Origin of the sequence: Citrobacter sp. Marseille-Q6884, assembly GCF_945906775.1 — a bacterium.
In the GTDB taxonomy this organism is placed as follows: Bacteria; Pseudomonadota; Gammaproteobacteria; order Enterobacterales; family Enterobacteriaceae; genus Citrobacter.
This window is the reverse complement of sequence record NZ_CAMDRE010000001.1, coordinates 1,766,571-1,785,025: the sequence shown is the minus strand read 5'-3', so window position 1 is coordinate 1,785,025 and position 18,455 is coordinate 1,766,571. Positions and strand designations below refer to the sequence as shown.

Annotated in this window: 19 protein-coding genes and 3 tRNA genes; 8 read left to right on the top strand and 14 right to left on the bottom strand. The window is 52.9% G+C overall.

All coding sequences use genetic code 11. From position 1 onward, the window contains the following. Nucleotides 1–4: 4 nt before the first annotated feature. Nucleotides 5–973 carry a phosphoserine phosphatase gene (serB, locus tag N7268_RS08495; protein ID WP_260862485.1) on the bottom strand — a complete coding sequence of 323 codons (969 nt, stop codon included), beginning with the start codon at nt 971–973 and terminating at the stop codon, nt 5–7. 114 nt (nt 974–1,087) lie between these two features. Between serB and N7268_RS08490 the strand changes: the two genes are divergently transcribed. Then, nucleotides 1,088–1,729: a YtjB family periplasmic protein gene (locus tag N7268_RS08490; protein WP_260862484.1), complete on the top strand. Its 642-nt coding sequence runs from the start codon at nt 1,088–1,090 to the stop codon at nt 1,727–1,729. A gap of 27 nt (nt 1,730–1,756) precedes the next feature. Next, on the top strand, nt 1,757–2,773 hold the full coding sequence (gene lplA / locus N7268_RS08485; protein WP_260862483.1) for a lipoate--protein ligase LplA: 1,017 nt from the start codon (nt 1,757–1,759) through the stop codon (nt 2,771–2,773). A gap of 61 nt (nt 2,774–2,834) precedes the next feature. Here the strand turns inward: lplA and deoD are convergent, their stop codons facing one another. From deoD to deoC, 4 genes are all read right to left on the bottom strand, one after another. Continuing rightward, complete coding sequence (gene deoD, locus N7268_RS08480) at nt 2,835–3,554, bottom strand: purine-nucleoside phosphorylase (protein ID WP_260862482.1); 720 nt, start codon at nt 3,552–3,554, stop codon at nt 2,835–2,837. A 153-nt stretch (nt 3,555–3,707) separates the two neighbouring features. Beyond that, entirely contained in the window at nt 3,708–4,931 is a 1,224-nt protein-coding gene (deoB, locus tag N7268_RS08475; RefSeq protein WP_198906565.1) for a phosphopentomutase, read from the bottom strand. Between the two features lie 174 nt (nt 4,932–5,105). Further along, the gene (gene deoA / locus N7268_RS08470; protein ID WP_260862480.1) at nt 5,106–6,428 is read right to left on the bottom strand and encodes a thymidine phosphorylase; all 1,323 of its coding nucleotides are present in this window, start codon (nt 6,426–6,428) and stop codon (nt 5,106–5,108) included. A 96-nt stretch (nt 6,429–6,524) separates the two neighbouring features. Further along, complete coding sequence (deoC, locus tag N7268_RS08465; RefSeq protein WP_003019042.1) at nt 6,525–7,304, bottom strand: deoxyribose-phosphate aldolase; 780 nt, start codon at nt 7,302–7,304, stop codon at nt 6,525–6,527. Between the two features lie 261 nt (nt 7,305–7,565). Between deoC and N7268_RS08460 the strand changes: the two genes are divergently transcribed. Next, a complete protein-coding gene (locus N7268_RS08460) occupies nt 7,566–9,116 on the top strand; it encodes a YjjI family glycine radical enzyme (protein ID WP_260862478.1) in 1,551 nt (516 codons plus the stop codon). After that, nucleotides 9,088–9,951, top strand: a complete 864-nt coding sequence (locus N7268_RS08455; protein WP_260862477.1) for a YjjW family glycine radical enzyme activase — start codon at nt 9,088–9,090, stop codon at nt 9,949–9,951. The genes N7268_RS08460 and N7268_RS08455 overlap by 29 nt, the downstream gene beginning before the upstream one ends. A 52-nt stretch (nt 9,952–10,003) precedes the next feature. Here N7268_RS08455 and N7268_RS08450 read toward each other — a convergent pair whose 3' ends face one another. From N7268_RS08450 to N7268_RS08415, 8 genes are all read right to left on the bottom strand, one after another. Next, nucleotides 10,004–10,780, bottom strand: coding sequence for a metal-dependent hydrolase (locus N7268_RS08450; protein ID WP_260862476.1), 777 nt, complete (start codon nt 10,778–10,780; stop codon nt 10,004–10,006). After that, nucleotides 10,777–11,850 (bottom strand): patatin family protein, encoded by a 1,074-nt coding sequence (locus N7268_RS08445; RefSeq protein ID WP_260862474.1) that lies wholly within the window; start codon nt 11,848–11,850, stop codon nt 10,777–10,779. The genes N7268_RS08450 and N7268_RS08445 overlap by 4 nt, the downstream gene beginning before the upstream one ends. Before the next feature lie 121 nt (nt 11,851–11,971). Continuing rightward, nucleotides 11,972–12,133 (bottom strand): DUF1328 domain-containing protein, encoded by a 162-nt coding sequence (locus N7268_RS08440; RefSeq protein ID WP_003019081.1) that lies wholly within the window; start codon nt 12,131–12,133, stop codon nt 11,972–11,974. A 127-nt stretch (nt 12,134–12,260) separates the two neighbouring features. Next, complete coding sequence (osmY, locus tag N7268_RS08435) at nt 12,261–12,878, bottom strand: molecular chaperone OsmY (RefSeq protein ID WP_198906572.1); 618 nt, start codon at nt 12,876–12,878, stop codon at nt 12,261–12,263. Nucleotides 12,879–13,283: 405 nt separating this feature from the next. Continuing rightward, entirely contained in the window at nt 13,284–14,873 is a 1,590-nt protein-coding gene (gene prfC, locus N7268_RS08430) for a peptide chain release factor 3 (protein ID WP_260862472.1), read from the bottom strand. 90 nt (nt 14,874–14,963) lie between these two features. Beyond that, nucleotides 14,964–15,644, bottom strand: a complete 681-nt coding sequence (yjjG, locus tag N7268_RS08425; protein WP_260863537.1) for a pyrimidine 5'-nucleotidase — start codon at nt 15,642–15,644, stop codon at nt 14,964–14,966. A 14-nt stretch (nt 15,645–15,658) separates the two neighbouring features. Beyond that, nucleotides 15,659–16,105, bottom strand: a complete 447-nt coding sequence (gene rimI / locus N7268_RS08420; RefSeq protein ID WP_260862471.1) for a ribosomal protein S18-alanine N-acetyltransferase — start codon at nt 16,103–16,105, stop codon at nt 15,659–15,661. After that, nucleotides 16,074–16,487: a DNA polymerase III subunit psi gene (locus tag N7268_RS08415; protein WP_260862470.1), complete on the bottom strand. Its 414-nt coding sequence runs from the start codon at nt 16,485–16,487 to the stop codon at nt 16,074–16,076. The genes rimI and N7268_RS08415 overlap by 32 nt, the downstream gene beginning before the upstream one ends. Before the next feature lie 155 nt (nt 16,488–16,642). On the opposite strand from N7268_RS08415, the gene rsmC reads away from it, so the two are divergent. The 4 genes from rsmC (at nt 16,643) to N7268_RS08395 (ending at nt 18,132) form a co-directional block, all read left to right on the top strand. Continuing rightward, entirely contained in the window at nt 16,643–17,674 is a 1,032-nt protein-coding gene (gene rsmC / locus N7268_RS08410; protein ID WP_260862469.1) for a 16S rRNA (guanine(1207)-N(2))-methyltransferase RsmC, read from the top strand. A 138-nt stretch (nt 17,675–17,812) separates the two neighbouring features. Then, nucleotides 17,813–17,899, top strand: a tRNA-Leu gene (locus tag N7268_RS08405). 28 nt (nt 17,900–17,927) lie between these two features. Beyond that, nucleotides 17,928–18,013 (top strand) — tRNA-Leu (locus tag N7268_RS08400). Nucleotides 18,014–18,046: 33 nt separating this feature from the next. Next, a tRNA-Leu gene (locus N7268_RS08395) sits at nt 18,047–18,132 on the top strand. A 39-nt stretch (nt 18,133–18,171) separates the two neighbouring features. On the opposite strand, the gene N7268_RS08390 is transcribed toward N7268_RS08395, so the two are convergent. Further along, the gene (locus N7268_RS08390; protein WP_260862468.1) at nt 18,172–18,447 is read right to left on the bottom strand and encodes a DUF1435 domain-containing protein; all 276 of its coding nucleotides are present in this window, start codon (nt 18,445–18,447) and stop codon (nt 18,172–18,174) included. Nucleotides 18,448–18,455: the final 8 nt, after the last annotated feature.

Genomic DNA, 18,455 nt, shown 5'->3' with positions numbered 1-18,455 from the left:
CTCTTTATTTTTGATTCATGCTGCCAGAGAGAATGCAGAACACCCCCATCAGGTCAGCGTGACGGATAGTAATCTCCGTCTTTTCATTCACTTTTGGCTTCGCATGGTACGCAATGCCCAGCCCTGCCGTTTTGATCATCGGCAGATCGTTGGCACCATCGCCAATGGCGACCGTTTGTGCCATCGGGATTTCATATTCCTGCGCCAGCCGGGTTAAGGTATCGGCTTTATACTGGGCATCGACAATGTCGCCAATCACGTTGCCGGTAAATTTGCCGTCCATGATTTCCAGCTCATTGGCAACCACGGCAGTCAATCGCAGTTTTTCACGCAGATATTCAGCAAAGAAGGTAAAACCGCCGGAGGCGATCGCCACTTTCCAACCCAGCGTTTCAAGCTTCAGTACCAATTGAGTCAGACCAGGCATCAGCGGTAATTTTTCGCGCACCTGGAGCAGAATATTGGCATCCGCGCCCTTGAGGGTCGCGACACGGCTACGCAGACTGGCGGTAAAATCCAGCTCGCCGCGCATGGCGCGTTCTGTTACTTCCGCCACCATCTCGCCGGTTCCGGCCAGCTTAGCAATCTCATCAATACACTCTATCTGGATAGCCGTAGAGTCCATATCCATCACCAGCAAACCCGGCGTACGTAGATGCGGAATTTTACCCAGTGGCGCAACATCCAGTTTGGCATCATGCGCCAGTTTCGCTGCCCGCGGTGTTAACGACCCCGCCAGGCGAATCACCTGATAATCCTCGACACACCAGGCCGCTACGATCACCATCGCCGCGCCCAGTTTGCTCTGATATTGCGTTAAACGTTGTTTATCCAGCCCACGACCATACAGCAGCCAGCCACTCCGGCCCGCGTGGTAATCCAGCGGCATCACTTCATCGCCGCTTAAAGAGAGGGGCAGACCTGGCCACAGAGAGACATCTTCAGGTAGATCGCACCAGGTAATGTTAGGCATTAAAGCTCCTGTAAATCGTTCGGGTCGGAATCATCCAGGGAAAATAACGCATGAGGCTACCTTGTAACCAGCGCTTCTGGCAACATTAAGCCTCAAATTTTCAGCAGGTGGAATATGGCTCGCGCAAAACTGAAATTCCGACTTCATCGTGCAGTGATTGTATTGTCCTGTCTCGCGCTGCTTGTCGCCCTCATGCAAGGCGCATCCTGGTTTAGTCAAAGCCATCAACAGAAGCGCAATCCGCAACTGGAGGAGCTGGCCCGTACGCTGGCCCGCCAGGTCGCAATCAACGTCGCCCCGTTGATGCGAACTGAAACGCCGGATGAGAAACGCATCAAAGCGGTACTCATGCAGTTAACGGAAAGCAGCCGCATTCTGGATGCCGGTGTCTACGATGAGCAGGGCGATCTGATTACCCGTACAGGTGAAAGCGTGAATGTGCGTGACCGCCTGGCGCTGGACGGTAAAAAAGCCGGAGGCTATTTTAATCAGCAAATTGTCGAGCCCATTCAGGGGAAAAATGGGCCGCTGGGCTATTTGCGCCTGACGCTTGATACCCACACCCTCGCCACCGAAGCAAAACAGGTGGATAACACCACCAACATTTTACGCCTGATGCTGCTCCTGTCACTGGCGATTGGCGTCGTACTGACCCGCACGTTATTGCAGGGCAAACGCACCCGCTGGCAACAATCGCCGTTCCTGCTGACCGCCAACAAGCCGGTGCAGGAAGAAGACAGCGAGAAGAAAGAGTAAAAACAGTAAGATAAAGGGAAATCAACCATGACCACACTACGCCTGCTTATCTCAGACTCTTACGATCCGTGGTTTAACCTCGCGGTCGAAGAGTGCATTTTTCGCCAGATGCCCGCCACGCAGCGCGTTCTGTTTTTATGGCGCAATGCCGACACGGTAGTCATTGGCCGGGCGCAAAATCCATGGAAAGAGTGCAATACCCGGCGCATGGAAGAAGATAACGTTCGGCTGGCGCGTCGTAGCAGCGGCGGCGGCGCGGTGTTCCATGACTTAGGCAATACCTGCTTTACCTTTATGGCCGGCAAACCGGAATATGACAAAACCATCTCCACCGCTATCGTACTCAATGCGTTAAATACACTGGGCGTCGAGGCCGATGCTTCAGGACGTAACGATCTGGTTGTCAAAACACCCGAAGGTGATCGTAAAGTCTCTGGCTCCGCGTATCGTGAAACTAAAGACCGCGGATTCCACCACGGAACGCTGTTGCTCAATGCCGATCTCAGCCGCCTGGCAAATTATCTAAATCCTGATAAGAAGAAGCTTGAGGCCAAAGGAATTACCTCTGTTCGTTCACGGGTAGCAAACCTGATCGAACTGCTGCCGGGGGTAACGCATGAAGCCGTATGCAAAGCCATTACCGACGCCTTTTTTGCACATTACGGCGAACGCGTAGAAGCGGAAATCATTTCCCCCGATAAAACACCAGATCTGCCGAATTTTGCCGAAACCTTTGCCCGCCAGAGCAGCTGGGAGTGGAACTTTGGTCAGGCCCCCGCCTTTTCGCATCTGCTGGACGAGCGCTTCACCTGGGGCGGCGTCGAATTGCATTTCGATGTCGAAAAAGGCCATATCACGCGCGCGCAGGTCTTTACCGATAGCCTCAACCCCGCGCCGTTAGAAGCGCTGGCAGTGCGTCTGCAAGGATGTTTGTATCGTGCGGATAAGCTGGCGCAGGCGTGTGAAGCGTTGCGGATCGATTTCCCTGAGCAAGAAAAAGAGCTGCGGGAACTGTCGGCATGGATCGCCAGAGCAGTAAGGTGATCCAGCCAACGAGGAGAATTGTAGCCCGGTAAGCGCAGCGCCACCGGGCATATCACAACACTTACTCTTTATCGCCCAGCAGAACAGATTCCAGTGCGATTTTGATCATGTCGTTGAAGGTCGTTTGACGTTCAGCGGCAGAGGTTTGTTCATGCGTACGGATATGGTCGGATACGGTACAGATAGTCAGCGCTTTTGCACCAAACTCAGCCGCAACGCCGTAGATACCGGCCGCTTCCATTTCCACGCCCAGCACGCCGTATTTTTCCATCACGTCGAACATTTCACCGTCCGGGGAGTAGAACAGATCGGCGGAGAACAGGTTGCCAACACGCGCGTCTACACCCAGTGCTTTTGCAGCATCAACCGCGTTACGCACCATGTCGAAGTCAGCAATCGCAGCGAAGTCATGATCTTTAAAGCGGATGCGGTTAACTTTGGAGTCGGTGCATGCACCCATACCGATAACCACGTCACGCAGTTTGACGTCCATACGGACTGCGCCGCAGGAACCCACGCGAATGATTTTCTTCACGCCAAAATCGGTGATCAGCTCTTTGGTATAGATGGAGCAGGACGGGATACCCATGCCGTGACCCATCACAGAGATTTTGCGGCCTTTGTAAGTACCGGTAAAACCTAACATGCCGCGAACGTTGTTCACTTCACGTACGTCTTCGAGGAAAGTTTCAGCAATGTGCTTGGCACGCAGCGGGTCGCCCGGCATCAATACGACGTCAGCGAAATCACCCATTTCTGCATTAATATGTGGAGTTGCCATAAATTATCCTTAATTAAAATTGAGACGAATACCCTAAGGATTTCGCGTTGTAGGAAGGCGACGAATTCGTGAATCCCCGGGAGCATAGATTAACTATGTGACCGGGGTGAGCGAATGAAGTCAACGCATCTACAGCGCGAAAAACAACGGGCATTACAGCATGTTTTTACCGTAGTCCATCGGCGACGTACCAAAGTAGCTCGCCAGCGTCTGACCGATATCCGCGAAGGTTTCACGATGACCCAGTGAACCTGGTTTTACTTTCGGGCCGTAGATCAGCACCGGAATGTGTTCACGGGTGTGATCGGTACCGGTCCAGCTCGGGTCGCAACCGTGGTCAGCCGTCAGGATCAGAATGTCATCTTCACCCACCAGCTCCATCAGCTCAGGCAGGCGACGGTCGAACAGCTCCAGACCCGCGGCATAACCGGCGATATCGCGACGGTGACCCCAGGAAGAGTCGAAGTCAACGAAGTTAGTGAAGACGATGGTCTCATCACCCGCTTCTTTCATCTCTTTAAGGGTAGCGTCGAAGAGTGCGTCCAGGCCGGTCGCTTTCACTTTTTTAGTGATACCGCAGTTCGCGTAAATGTCCGCAATCTTACCTACGGAAACAACGTGGCCTTTTTTCTCGTCAACCAGTTTCTGCAGTACCGTCGGCGCAGGCGGTTCAACGGCCAGATCGTGACGGTTACCGGTACGCTGGAAGTTACCGGCTTTATCGCCGATAAACGGACGCGCGATCACGCGACCAATGTTGTAGCCCCCTTCGGTCAGCTCTTCGCGCGCGATTTCACACAGCTCGTAGAGTTTATCCAGACCGTAGGTCTCTTCATGGCAAGCAATCTGGAACACGGAGTCAGCGGAGGTGTAGAAAATCGGCTTGCCGGTTTTCATATGTTCTTCGCCCAACTGGTCCAGAATTACCGTACCGGAAGAGTGGCAGTTACCGAGATAACCCGGCAGGTTGGCACGTTTTACCAGCTTATCCAGCAGCTCTTGCGGGAAGCTGTTTTCGTGATCAGAGAAATAGCCCCAGTCAAACAGAACCGGCACACCCGCGATTTCCCAGTGACCAGACGGCGTGTCTTTCCCGGAAGAGAGTTCATGCGCCCAGGCATAGGCACCCACGACTTCCGCATTGCCATCCATGCCAGCAGCAATTTTACCGGTAGAACCTTCGTGAGCTTTCACCAGGCCCAGACGGGTCAGGTTAGGCAGATTCAGCGGACCTTTGCGACCATTGTCAGCTTCGCCTTTCGCACAGGCTTCTGCAATATGTCCCATAGTGTCTGAACCTACGTCGCCAAAGCGATCCGCATCTTCAGTCGCACCAATACCAAAGGAGTCCAGCACCATAATAAATGCACGTTTCATCTTGTTCTCCATTCCCCGTCATACTTCAAGTTGTCGATGCGTTAACTTCACTCATACCCCAGTCACGTACTGATGTACGCTCCCGGGGATTCACTCGTTTGTCGCCTTCCTACAACTCGAATTATTTAGGGCATCTATCTTGCGCCGCAAAAAAGCGATCAGATCAGTATACAGTTATTCGGTAATACGACGATAGACTGTCGGTGTAATTTCTGGCGCTTTATCGTCAAGCTTAATTGCCGCTTTGACCGCTTTCGCCGCTTCCTGCCAGCTGGCTTCGTCTTTGGCGTGGATCACTGCCAGAGGACGCTGGCCGTCTACGCTGTCACCCAGACGCGCCATATCGGTAAAGCCGACGCTGTAATCAATCGTGTCAGATGCCTGACGACGACCGCCGCCCATGGAAACAACAGCCATACCCAGCACACGGGTATCCATCGCGCTAACAAAACCTTCGGTATCAGCATATACCGCTTTGCTCAGCATTGCCGTCGGCAGGTACTTCGCGTAGTTTTCAACGAAATCGGTCGGGCCTTTCTGCGCCGCAACCATGCGACCAAAGATGTCTGCCGCTTTACCGTTATCCAGCACCGCCTGCAGCTTCGCACGGGCTTCAGCATCGTCTTTCGCCAGTTTGCCGGAGATCAGCATCTCCACGCACAGCGCCATAGTGACATCAAACAGACGCGGATTACGGTACTCGCCGGTCAGGAACTGCACGGCCTCGCGGACTTCCACCGCATTACCGGCGCTGGAGGCCAGCACCTGGTTCATATCCGTTAACAACGCCGTGGTACGAACCCCTGCGCCATTCGCTACCCCTACAATCGCTTCAGCAAGGGCTTCAGAAAGTTCATAGGTCGGCATGAAGGCGCCGCTGCCTACTTTCACATCCATCACCAGGGCATCCAGCCCTTCAGCCAGCTTTTTAGCCAGGATAGAGCCGGTGATCAGCGGGATGGAATCCACCGTGGCGGTAATATCACGGGTGGCATAAAAACGTTTATCCGCCGGTGCAAGCGAGCTGGTTTGTCCAATAATCGCTACACCCACGTCTTTAATAATTTCACGGAAACGCGCGTCGTCCGGGAAGATGTCAAAGCCCGGGATGGCTTCCAGTTTATCCAGCGTACCGCCGGTATGACCCAGGCCACGCCCGGAGATCATCGGAATATAGCCGCCGCATGCTGCGACCATCGGGCCTAACATCAATGACGTCACATCACCCACGCCGCCGGTAGAGTGTTTATCCACAATCGGGCCGTTCAGCTGCAAACTTTTCCAGTCCAGCACGGTGCCTGAATCACGCATTGCCATCGTCAGTGAGACACGCTCTGGCATTGTCATATCGTGGAAGAAAATGGTCATCGCCAGGGCGGCGATTTGCCCTTCAGAGATGGTGTTGTCGCGAATACCGTTGATAAAGAAACGAATTTCTTCATCACTCAGCGCATGACCATCACGTTTTTTACGAATAATTTCTTGTGCGAGAAACAAGGTAACCTCCCGATTGTAGGCCGGCTAAGCAATGCGCTCCCGGCACACCGAATACATGTCGGATAGCGACAAAAGCGCCATCCGACAATTCAAGCCTTAGTAGCTGCTTGCGCTCTTACCGTCGCCGTGACCCAGCGCTTTCAACAGGCTCGCCAGCAGGCTGGATGCGCCAAAGCGATAGTGACGGGAATCCGCCCAGTCAGCGCCGAACAGTTCATCCGCAATGGCCAGGAACTGCTGAGCATCTTCTGCGGTACGCACGCCGCCAGCCGGTTTGAAACCAACCGTTTTAGAAACGCCCATATCGCGGATCACTTCCATCATGATACGTGCGCTTTCCGGCGTCGCATTGACCGGTACTTTACCGGTAGAGGTTTTGATGAAATCAGCACCCGCTTTAATTGAGATTTCAGACGCTTTGCGAATCAACGCTTCTTCTTTCAGTTCGCCGGTTTCGATAATGACTTTCAGCAGTACGTTTGCCGCAGCACAGGCGTCTTTGCAGGCTTTAACCAGATCGAAGCCAATCTGCTCGTTACCCGCGATCAGCGCACGGTATGGGAATACCACGTCAACTTCATCCGCACCGTAGGCGATTGCCGCGCGGGTCTCGGCCAGCGCAATCTCGATGTCGTCATTACCGTGTGGGAAGTTAGTTACCGTTGCAATACGGATGTCCGGCGTACCCTGCTCTTTCAGCGTTTTACGCGCAATCGGAATGAAACGCGGATAGATGCATATTGCAGCCGTGTTGCCAACCGGCGTCTTCGCCTGATGACACAGCGCGATCACTTTTTCATTGGTGTCGTCGTCATTCAGGGTGGTCAGGTCCATCAGTTTCAGTGCACGCAGGCTGCTTGCTGTTAAATCGGTCATAACATTCTCCAACGGCATCGCCGTATAAAATTTCACCTTGCGAGTTTGTTAGTATTCTAACATCCGCTCGCTATTACACTTCGATATACATCACAGTTAATGAAAACCACATACAGATTTGCATTACTCTAATGAGATCTACTTCAAAGAAACGGCCTTTACTGACCCCTTGCGATGATCTCAGGCGCATCCGGATCAAAGGTTGCGATCGCCTAACTTCCTACAATGACGCTTAACGTTCGGCACATAAAGGAATCGACGATGCCCACCTCAAGCGAACTCGCGCTGCAACAGCGCTGCCAACAAATCGTGACCAGTCCGGTGCTCAGCCCTGAACAAAAACGCCATTTTCTGGCGCTGGAGGCGGAGAACGCCTTGCCGTATCCACCTCTGCCGACGGAGGCCCGCCAGGCGCTGGATGACGGCGTGATCTGCGATATGTACGAAGGACATGCGCCGTTCAAACCACGCTACGTCTTACCCGATTACGCACGTTTTCTGGCTAACGGATCATCGTGGCTTGAGCTGGAAGGCGCAAAGGACCTTGATGACGCATTATCCTTACTGACCATTCTCTACCACCATGTTCCGTCTGTGACCTCCATGCCGGTCTTCCTTGGTCAGCTTGATGCTCTGCTGCAACCGTATGTTAGAATTCTAACACAAGAAGAGATCGATGTTCGAATAAAACGTTTTTGGCGTTACCTGGACAGAACGCTGCCAGACGCCTTTATGCATGCCAATATCGGCCCGGCGGATACGCCCATCACACGCGCAATTCTCCGCGCGGATGCAGAGCTAAAGCAGGTTTCACCTAACCTGACATTTATTTATGATCCGCAAATAACCCCTGACGATCTGCTACTGGATGTGGCAAAAAATATTTGTGAGTGCAGTAAGCCACATATTTCTAACGGTCCTGAAAATGATAAAATTTTCACAAAAGGACATTATGGCGTCGTCAGTTGTTACAACTCACTGCCGCTTGCCGGGGGCGGAAGCACGCTGGTCAGACTCAATTTGAAAGCCATCGCAGAGCGCAGTACCTCTGTCGATGACTTCTTTACGCGCACCCTGCCGCACTACTGCCAACAGCAAATCGCTATCATTGATTCACGATGTGAATTCCTCTATGCAAAATCACATTTCTTTGAGAATAGCTTCCTGGTGCAGGAAGGGTTGATCGATCCCGAACGTTTTGTGCCAATGTTTGGCATGTACGGCCTGGCAGAAGCGGTAAATCTGTTGTGTGAGAAGGCGGGACAACACGCTCGCTATGGGAAAGATGAGTTCGCCAATGAAATGGGCTATCGCATCAGCGCCCAGTTGGCTGACTTTGTGGAAAGCACACCGGTGAAATATGGCTGGAAGCAGCGCGCAATGCTTCATGCTCAGTCAGGTATCAGTTCTGACATTGGCACCACGCCCGGGGCGCGCCTGCCGTATGGCGATGAACCCGATCCGATCACTCATCTGCAAACCGTGGCACCGCATCATGCATACTATCACGCCGGAATAAGCGACATCCTCACTCTGGATGAAACCATCAAACGTAATCCGCAGGCGCTGGTTCAGCTTTGTCTGGGCGCGTTTAAGGCCGGTATGCGTGAGTTTACCGCTAACGTGAGCGGCAACGATCTGGTACGCGTGACCGGCTATATGGTGCGCTTGTCCGATCTGGAAAAATATCGCGCCGAAGGCTCTCGCACGAACACCACCTGGCTGGGCGAAGAAGCCGCGCGCAATACGCGTATTCTGGAACGACAACCCCGCGTGGTAAGCCATGAACAGCAGATGCGCTTCAGTAAGTAAGCTGATTCCTTTCTCCTGCGTTGACGGGCCAGGCAGTCGTCTGGCCCTGTTTCTGCAAGGGTGCAATCTGCGCTGTAAGAATTGTCACAACCCGTGGACGATGGGACGTTGCAATGACTGCGGGGAGTGTGTGCTGCATTGCCCGCATGAAGCGCTGAGTCTGAGTGCGGGAAAAGTGTGGTGGCAATCCGATATTTGTCAGCAGTGTGATACCTGCCTGAAAATGTGCCCGCAGCAGGCAACGCCAATGGCGCAGACCATGAGCGTGGATGACGTTTTACATCATATCCGCAAAGCATCGTTGTTTATTGAAGGCATTACCGTGAGCGGCGGAGAAGCGACCACCCAACTCCCGTTTGTTGTGGCGCTTTTTACGGCGATGAAAGCCGATCCTCAGTTGCAGCATCTTACCTGCCTGGTTGACAGCAACGGCTGGCTTGCCGAAACCGGTTGGCAGAAACTGCTGCCGGTGTGCGATGGCGTGATGATCGATTTAAAAGCCTGGGACAGCCAGTGCCATTTTCAGCTCACCGGACGTGATAATACACTGATTAAAAACAGCATTACGTTTCTGGCCGCGCGGGGAAAACTGACAGAACTGCGCCTGCTGGTCATTCCCGGTCAGGTGGATTATCTGCAACATATTGAAGCACTGGCGGCGTTTATTCATCGGTTAGGTAACGTGCCGGTACGGCTTAACGCCTTTCATGCTCATGGGGTTTATGGCGAAGCGAAATCCTGGCCTGGCGCCACACCGGCGGATGTACAACGACTGGCAGAGGGATTACGGGCACGTGGGGTAGATAATCTGATCTTCCCGGCATTGTATCTGTAAGTCTGTTTTACCGGATGGCGGTTGCGCGCTATCCGGCATTCCGTTCGCGCAATCAAAAACCAAACAATGCGGTGGTATTGCCGTACAGCGCATCGGCAATCTCGTCTGCGGGCTCCCGGCGTAACTCGCATAGCACCTCAAATACCCTTGCGGCCTGCTCCGGTCGATTAGGTTGACCCTGAAAGCCGTTTAGCGGCATATCCGGCGCATCGGTTTCCAGCAACAGCGACTCCAGTGGCAGCTGCGCTATCACCTCACGCGTTTTGCTGGCTCGCGGGTAGGTAATGGTGCCGCCCACACCTATTTTGTATCCCAGTTGAACAAAGCGCTCCGCCTGCTGCAGGCTCCCGGAAAAACCGTGTACCACACCGGTGCGCGGAAGAGCATGACGTTTAAGATGCATCGCCAGCTTGTCATGCGTGCGGCGCGAATGCAGGATCACAGGCAGATCGTAATGTTTCGCCAGCTGCAGCTGCGCACCGAGCACGCGCTCCTGTTTGGCGAACTGTGGATCGTCACGCCAGAGATCCAGCCCGATCTCCCCTACCGCCACCACTTTCTGTGGACGTTGATCCAACGCCTGCTGCAGCCTGTCCAGACAGTCATCGTCATGATGTTCGATAACAATGGGATGCAGGCCCAGCGCGGCATACAACGAGGGGTAATTCTTCGCTAACGCCAGCACGCGAGAAAAGTTCGCGGCTTCGGTGGCCGGAATTATGATACGGTCCACTCCAGCCTGCGCGGCGCGCTGAATGCTGGCGGGTTCATCGCCAGTGAAAGGTGGAAAATCAAAATGACAATGCGTATCGATAAAACGATAACTCACGCCAGATCCTCATTATTGAATGTCGTGTCGTTGGCCTGAGGCGTATCGGTCACCACTGGCGCATGGGCATCGTTAGCCACTGGCGCGGGGGGAACGACCACCGGTCCCGGCACCACAATCTTCGGCGTCTGACGGGGCAATGGCGCGCTTTTCGCTAACAGTTTCCCCACAGTCGCCAAAAAGTAGCGACCGCACAGACGCCCGATTTTATAGTCCTCACGCAGGGCAGGGATTCGACTCCCTAACGCCATACTGTGCAACGGTTTCGGCGGGTAGATCTCGAAGATACGCAGCTTACCTGGCGGTTTTTCAATAAAACGCTGAATGTCGCGATAGCTGGCTTCATGATGCTGTACCAGATTCACCAACGGCTGCAGGCTGCTTTCTCCCAACCAGCGTTCCATTCGCTTGAACCACTGCGGTGTGTAGTACATTTGCGAAGGCACGGTGCGGATCACCACCAACGTTTTTGCTCCCTGCTTTGCCGCTTCCTTGACGGGAATCGCATCGCTGATACCGCCGTCCAGATAGTTCACGCCATCCAGCGCCACCCCTGTACGATAGAATCCCGGAATGGCGCTGGACGCACGAATGAGATCCAGCCAGTTTTGCCGGGTCGGCGAAAAATAGCCAGGGGTGTAGTCATCTCCCCGACAGGCGCACATGTAAAATGCTTTTCCCGTTTCGAACAAACGCTCAGCGTTGTCTATCGCCAGCGGCATCTGCGTCGACGTTGAATCCACCAGCCAGTCGAGATCGATAAGATTTCCTCCGCGTACGAACCGTACCGGATCAAAAAACTCACGCTTTGTGGTGTAACGCATGATGACTTTGCGTCCGTAACCGGGCTGGTTACACAGATAAGCCGAAAGGTTTTGAGCGCCAGCGGACGTCCCGTAGTAGGCATCAAAGGGATTGAATTGCGCGCGCATGAACTCATCCAGCACGCCAGCGGTGAAGATCCCCCTTTGCCCTCCGCCCTCACACACCAGCGCTATACTGCCTGGTTGAAACGGACGTAACGATAACGGCGCAATATTACCGAGCGTGACGGGTATTCTCTGCCCCACCTCTGCCTTCCTGTTTTTCTTGTAATAGACCCACAAAGTAACGCAAATTGCTCACCGCTAAAACCGTAAAAGCCAGTCCACTGGACTGGCTTAGTAGCAATTTTTCTTTACGGTTTACGTGCTAGGGTCGTTTACGACCGGTAAACAGGCTGACCAGGAACAGAATAATCCCCACCACAAAGACAATTTTCGCCGCCCCTGCGGCGGTCCCCGCCAGTCCACCAAAGCCCAGAGCGGCGGCAATTAACGCGATAACCAGAAATATGATGCCCCAACGAAACATACGCTTCTCCTTTACCCTAGTTAATGTCAACCGCTTGATATGGGCGCTCAGGCCGCCCATTGGCGATATTTTAGTGTGGTGCACAACGCGCCTTCCGACAAACATCAGACAGGCGAATTAAGTCGAATTACTGAGTTTTGAGGTCGTTTTTGACGCTTTTCACGCCATCAACTGCTTTGGCAATACTCTCAGCGCGATCGCTTTGAGCTTTTGACTCGACGGTTCCTGAAAGCTGAACCACACCATCGGTCGTCTCAACTTTCACTTTACGGGAAGGGACTATGTCATCAGCCAGCAGCTTCGCTTTGACTTCGCTGGTGGTCGCCGTATCGCCCGCATAGCCTTTTACGCTGGTGCCTTTGCTATCACGAACGTGCAGTTTGTCGCTCACGGAGGTGACACCCTCAACACCTTTCGCCACTTTCACGGCCTCTTCTGCCTGAGCCTGGCTTTCAACAAACCCGCTTAACGTCACCACTTTTTGGTCTGTTTTCACGGAGATATCCGTGCTCTTAATACTTTCGTGGTCCACCAGCGCCGCTTTAACTTTTGCAGTGATGGTGCTGTCATCCATGAAATTACCGACTTTGTTCATAGAGCTATCGACTTTCTGCCCCGCACTTTCAAGACCGGATTGCGCTTTATCCGTTGTGGCGTTTTCCGCAAAAGCAGAACCCGTTGCAACAGCAGAAGTCAGCATCACGGCCAGCAGCGTTTTAGAAATCTTCAGTCTTGTCATTGTCATCGATTTTATCCTGTATTCTTGCTCATAATTCGAGCATTGGCAGCACATGTGCTGCATTGCTGAATGTGGCGAAAATCACTCAATTCAGAAGTCAATGGTCGTCATCACAATCAACCGTTCTCACGGCGATACCCGACAAAAACCCCTTCTGAACCAGTTATTAATATCGTGATAAAAATAAATGTCAGTTCTAACCACTGAAATTGGTTATTCACATGGCATTTAAAGCCGACACTTATGTCATCACTTTGTTAAATATAGATCACAATTTCGCGAACGATGGCACTTTTGGTTAAAAAACAAACAAACAAAAGAAAAACGGAGGGATTTAAGAACATTCCGCAAGGGATTTAAAAGGCAGGAAAAGTTGCAGGACACGGCAACAGCCGCGCCCTGCAGGGTCGATTAGTGTTCGCGGGTTTTACGGAACTGAACGTCAGGATAACGTTCCTGGGTAAGATTCAGGTTGACCATTGTCGGCGCGATATAGGTGAGGTTATCACCACCATCCAGCGCCAGCTGAATTTCGTTTTTACGCTTAAACTCTTCGAATTTCTTCACGTCAGCGCACTCCACCCAACGCGCGGTCGCGACGTTGACCGACTCGTAAATCGCTTCAACGTTATATTCGCTTTTCAGGCGTGAAACCACGACGTCGAACTGCAGCACACCGACTGCGCCTACGATCAGATCGTTATTAGCAATCGGACGGAAAACCTGCACTGCGCCCTCTTCAGAAAGCTGAACCAGCCCTTTGAGCAACTGTTTTTGCTTCAACGGATCTTTCAGGCGAATACGGCGGAACAGCTCCGGTGCGAAGTTCGGGATACCGGTGAACTTCATCATTTCACCCTGGGTAAAGGTATCGCCGATCTGAATCGTACCGTGGTTGTGCAGACCGAGGATATCGCCCGGATACGCTTCTTCCACGTGAGAACGGTCACCCGCCATAAAGGTCAGCGCATCGGAAATCACCACGTCTTTACCAATACGCACCTGGCGCATTTTCATGCCTTTCTCATATTTGCCGGACACCACACGCATGAAAGCCACGCGGTCACGGTGTTTCGGGTCCATATTAGCCTGAATTTTAAAGACAAAACCGGTGAACTTCTCTTCTGAAGCTTCAACGACGCGAGTATCGGTTTTGCGCGGCATCGGGGCTGGCGCCCACTCCACTAAACCGTCCAGCATATGGTCAACGCCGAAGTTACCCAGCGCGGTCCCGAAGAATACCGGCGTGATTTCACCTGCGAGGAACAGATCATGGTCGAATTCATTAGACGCACCCTGAACCAGCTCCAGCTCGTCACGCAGCTGCTGCGCCAGATCTTCGCCCACGGCAGCGTCCAGATCCGGGTTGTTCAGGCCTTTTACAATACGCACTTCCTGAATCGTATGGCCTTTACCGGTCTGGTACAGATACGTTTCATCTTTATAAAGGTGATAAACACCTTTGAACAACTTGCCGCAGCCAATCGGCCAGGTGATCGGCGCACAGCCAATCTTCAGCTCGTTTTCAACTTCATCCAGCAGCTCCATGGGATCGCGGATATCACGGTCGAGTTTGTTCATAAACGTCAGGATCGGCGTATCACGCAGACGCGTCACTTCCATCAGCTTACGGGTTCGGTCTTCGACACCTTTTGCCGCATCGATAACCATCAGACAGCAGTCCACTGCCGTCAGGGTACGATAGGTATCTTCGGAGAAGTCTTCGTGCCCCGGGGTGTCCAGCAGGTTTACCAGACAGTCATGATACGGAAACTGCATCACAGAGGTGGTAATGGAGATACCACGCTGCTTTTCCATTTCCATCCAGTCTGATTTTGCATGCTGGCTGGAGCCACGGCCTTTTACCGTACCGGCGGTCTGAATAGCCTGTCCGAATAACAGCACCTTTTCAGTGATCGTCGTTTTACCGGCATCCGGGTGAGAAATAATGGCAAAAGTGCGGCGTTTGGCCACCTCTTGCAAATAAGGAGACAACGTCATAGTCAAATCTTCTTAGGTAAGCACGGCAGAGCCGGGCAAGTTGAATACGAAAAATTGCGGCTATTTTACCCATCAACGGGGGGGAGGCAATCAGTGTTTACACAGGAGTTGCTCCAGTTCGCCTAATGATGCCACGGTCCAGGTCGGTTCAATGCCCACAGGCTGCTCACGGTGGTGCGCATTGAGCCAGCAGGTCGCCAGACCGGAGTTAATACCACCAAGAATATCGGACTCTGCAGTATCACCCACCATCAGCACGCGGGCGCGATCGGGATTGCCAGCCTGCTCCAGTGCATGATCAAAAATACGCGGATCGGGTTTTGCCACGCCAACCTGTTCAGAAATAACCAGCAGATCGAAATAGTCACGCAGACCGGTACGCTCAAGGCGGATTTGCTGCAGGGCGGTAAAACCGTTGGTAATAATGCCGATTTTCGTTTTACCACGAATGGCATCGAGCAGAGATACGGCACCCGGTAACGGAGAGCAGATCTCCGCCATCGCGTTAATAAAGGCGTCGTTCAGCGAGCCCGGCGCTACGTTCAGGCGCTCGGCCCAGCTCTGGAAACGGGCATGCTGCAGTTGTAATGATGTGATCGCACCGTTTTGATAATCCACCCACAGCGGTTTATTCACGGCCTGGTAGTCCTGAAAATCCTCAGCGGTAAAGGTAATGCTATAGTCGAGAAACATCCGCTGCAGGCCGGTAAACGCGTCAAACGTAAACAGCGTTTCATCGGCATCAAAGAAAATCCAGTCCCACTTCTTCATCATTACACCTTGTCTTACATGCTGATTGGCAATGCCATGATAATGGCATCTTCGTGACCGTCGGCCGTCGGATAGTAATTACGGCGTATCGTCGCTTCGTTAAAGCCTAAGCTTTCGTACAGCGCGATTGCCGCGGCGTTCGAGGCGCGCACTTCCAGCCACAACGTCAGAATACCGCGCTTTTCCAGCTCATCAATCAGATGATCCAGCAGTGCGCGTCCCAGCCCCTGCCGCTGAAAAGCGGGATCGACGGCAATATTGAACAGCGTAGCTTCATCCAGCACGACCTGCGTAATCGCAAAGGCCGCCATCGTTCCATCAACCGTTAGCTGAAAGTTGAGGTAGCGATCGCCCTGGTTGCTGGCAAATGTTTTTTCACTCCATGGAAATGCATGGGCGCGTTTTTCAATCTGAAATGCTGCGGGTAAATCAGTCGGGCCGAGGGAAGAAATCGTGTTCATATGCGCAGATTTGTTGCCATAAAGCGGCGCGTGCCGCTGGGTTTTCCCGTAATTCATTAAACGCAGGACTGGCAACCTGAGCGCCATCCAACTGCAGAGGCTCTTCGGTACCCAGTCGCCAGCTATTACAGCGACTGCCTTGTGGCAGCATGGCGACACGGTCAGGCGTCAGTTGTAAAACCTGATCCGGACTGACGGTCAATGCGTGTAAAATATCGCTCATCAACGGTTCGGTTAACGCGGGTAACTCCTCGGCAACCATAACCAGACGGACATGCGCAGGAATGGAAATCGCGATCTCGCCCTGCAGTGCGCCAGGACGACGCAGCGACCACTGCGTAATGCCCAGTTGCTGTAACTGCCAGTCTCGTCGGGATGTCATAGCGAAACACTCCTGTCTATCAGGGGCGCAAATATAGCAAATCTGTCGAATCAGCGCCAACAAACAACAATACACGCCATCCCGCAGACCGCCTTGATTCAGCTTGAATGATTTTGTGTATATAATCGCAACTTGTATAAATTGAGGAGCATTCCATGTCTGCTTTTACCCCGGCAAGTGAAGTCTTGCTGCGCCACAGTGATGATTTCGAACAAAGCCGTATTCTGTTTGCCGGTGATTTGCAGGATGACCTGCCAGCCCAATTCACAAGCGCCGCCAGCCGTGCGCATACGCAACAGCTCCACCACTGGCAGGTTTTAAACCGCCAGATGGGTGACAACGTGCGCTTTAGTCTGGTCGCACAGGCAGAAGACGTTGCTGATAGCGATACCCTGATTTACTACTGGCCTAAGAATAAGCCGGAAGCCCAGTTCCAGTTAATGAACATTCTGTCTTTACTGCCGACAGGCACCGATATTTTTGTTGTCGGTGAAAATCGCAGTGGCGTACGCAGTGCTGAACAGATGCTGGCGGAATACGCACCGCTGAATAAGGTCGATAGCGCGCGCCGCTGTGGCCTCTACCACGGTCGCCTGGAGAAACAACCCGTCTTTGACGCCGAAAAGTACTGGGATGAATACAGCCTCGACAATCTGACCATCAAAACGCTGCCTGGCGTATTCAGCCGCGACGGTCTGGATGTCGGTAGCCAGCTGCTACTGTCAACACTGACGCCGCACACCAAAGGTAAAGTACTGGATGTCGGCTGTGGCGCCGGCGTTCTCTCCGTTGCATTAGCCAGCCACTCGCCGAAGGTTCGCTTAACCCTGTGCGATGTGAGTGCGTCTGCCGTTGCAGCCAGCCGCGCAACGCTCGCTGCAAACGATATTGAAGGTGATGTCTATGCCAGTAACGTCTTTTCTGACGTGACCGGGCGCTTTGATATGATCATCTCTAACCCGCCGTTCCATGACGGCTTACAAACCAGCCTTGATGCCGCGCAAACGCTGATCCGCGGTGCAGTTCGTCATCTGAACAGCGGCGGTGAATTACGCATTGTGGCCAACGCCTTCCTGCCTTACCCGAAAGTGCTGGATGAGATGTTTGGCTTCCATGAAGTCATCGCCCAGACCGGTCGTTTTAAAGTGTACCGCACGGTGATGACTCGCCAGGCGAAGAAAGCCTAGTTGTCCTCTTTAAACGGCCATTTACATGGCCGTTTTTACATCAATCAACCCAGCCTCCACAATTAACTATTGACGAAAAGTTGAAAACCACTAGAATGCGCCTCCGTGGTAACGATACTTTTTGAGTGTCGATGGTATGCGAAGGTGGCGGAATTGGTAGACGCGCTAGCTTCAGGTGTTAGTGTCCTTTCGGACGTGGGGGTTCAAGTCCCCCCCCTCGCACCATAATCCACGTTGATATTGCTCGCACTGGGCGAAGGTGGCGGAATTGGTAGACGCGCTAGCTTCAGGTGTTAGTGTCCTTAGGATGTGGGGGTTCGAGTCCCCCCCCTCGCACCAACGAGGCGATATCAAAAAAAGTAAGATGACTGTGCGAAGGTGGCGGAATTGGTAGATGCGCTAGCTTCAGGTGTTAGTGTCCTTAGGATGTGGGGGTTCGAGTCCCCCCCCTCGCACCAATTATCTTATTTTCCTCTCTGTCTTCTCTTCTGATTAAATCATCCCTGTTGCAAATTCATTATCACCAAAACGATTCCGCCTATCAGCGCCGCGCATGAAGGCAACAGCACATAGTGCCGTAAACGTTTGTGGTACAGCATCAGTGAAGTCAACAGTAACCCTAATACAATCACCGCTTTCCACGCGTAGACTGACAGGTCAGTAAATGCCAGTCCGGCAATGACTATCCCCGGCAGGAGAACCCCCCATCCACTCCCCAGCGCACGCTGCAACATGGTTTCACCTACGAAATTGATAATGATAACCAATATCATATGATATG

Excerpts from the sequence above, each read along its gene's own strand:
- N7268_RS08390 (WP_260862468.1), bottom strand. The coding sequence starts at position 18,447 with ATGATATTGGTTATCATTATCAATTTCGTAGGTGAAACCATGTTGCAG.
- yjjG (WP_260863537.1), bottom strand. The coding sequence starts at position 15,644 with ATGAAGAAGTGGGACTGGATTTTCTTTGATGCCGATGAAACGCTGTTT.
- deoB (WP_198906565.1), bottom strand. The coding sequence starts at position 4,931 with ATGAAACGTGCATTTATTATGGTGCTGGACTCCTTTGGTATTGGTGCG.
- lplA (WP_260862483.1), top strand. The coding sequence starts at position 1,757 with ATGACCACACTACGCCTGCTTATCTCAGACTCTTACGATCCGTGGTTT.
- N7268_RS08490 (WP_260862484.1), top strand. The coding sequence starts at position 1,088 with ATGGCTCGCGCAAAACTGAAATTCCGACTTCATCGTGCAGTGATTGTA.
- N7268_RS08440 (WP_003019081.1), bottom strand. The coding sequence starts at position 12,133 with ATGTTTCGTTGGGGCATCATATTTCTGGTTATCGCGTTAATTGCCGCC.
- serB (WP_260862485.1), bottom strand. The coding sequence starts at position 973 with ATGCCTAACATTACCTGGTGCGATCTACCTGAAGATGTCTCTCTGTGG.
- N7268_RS08415 (WP_260862470.1), bottom strand. The coding sequence starts at position 16,487 with ATGACATCCCGACGAGACTGGCAGTTACAGCAACTGGGCATTACGCAG.
- N7268_RS08455 (WP_260862477.1), top strand. The coding sequence starts at position 9,088 with ATGAACAGCAGATGCGCTTCAGTAAGTAAGCTGATTCCTTTCTCCTGC.
- deoC (WP_003019042.1), bottom strand. The coding sequence starts at position 7,304 with ATGACCGATTTAACAGCAAGCAGCCTGCGTGCACTGAAACTGATGGAC.
- rsmC (WP_260862469.1), top strand. The coding sequence starts at position 16,643 with ATGTCTGCTTTTACCCCGGCAAGTGAAGTCTTGCTGCGCCACAGTGAT.
- osmY (WP_198906572.1), bottom strand. The coding sequence starts at position 12,878 with ATGACAATGACAAGACTGAAGATTTCTAAAACGCTGCTGGCCGTGATG.
- prfC (WP_260862472.1), bottom strand. The coding sequence starts at position 14,873 with ATGACGTTGTCTCCTTATTTGCAAGAGGTGGCCAAACGCCGCACTTTT.
- N7268_RS08460 (WP_260862478.1), top strand. The coding sequence starts at position 7,566 with ATGCCCACCTCAAGCGAACTCGCGCTGCAACAGCGCTGCCAACAAATC.
- rimI (WP_260862471.1), bottom strand. The coding sequence starts at position 16,105 with ATGAACACGATTTCTTCCCTCGGCCCGACTGATTTACCCGCAGCATTT.
- deoD (WP_260862482.1), bottom strand. The coding sequence starts at position 3,554 with ATGGCAACTCCACATATTAATGCAGAAATGGGTGATTTCGCTGACGTC.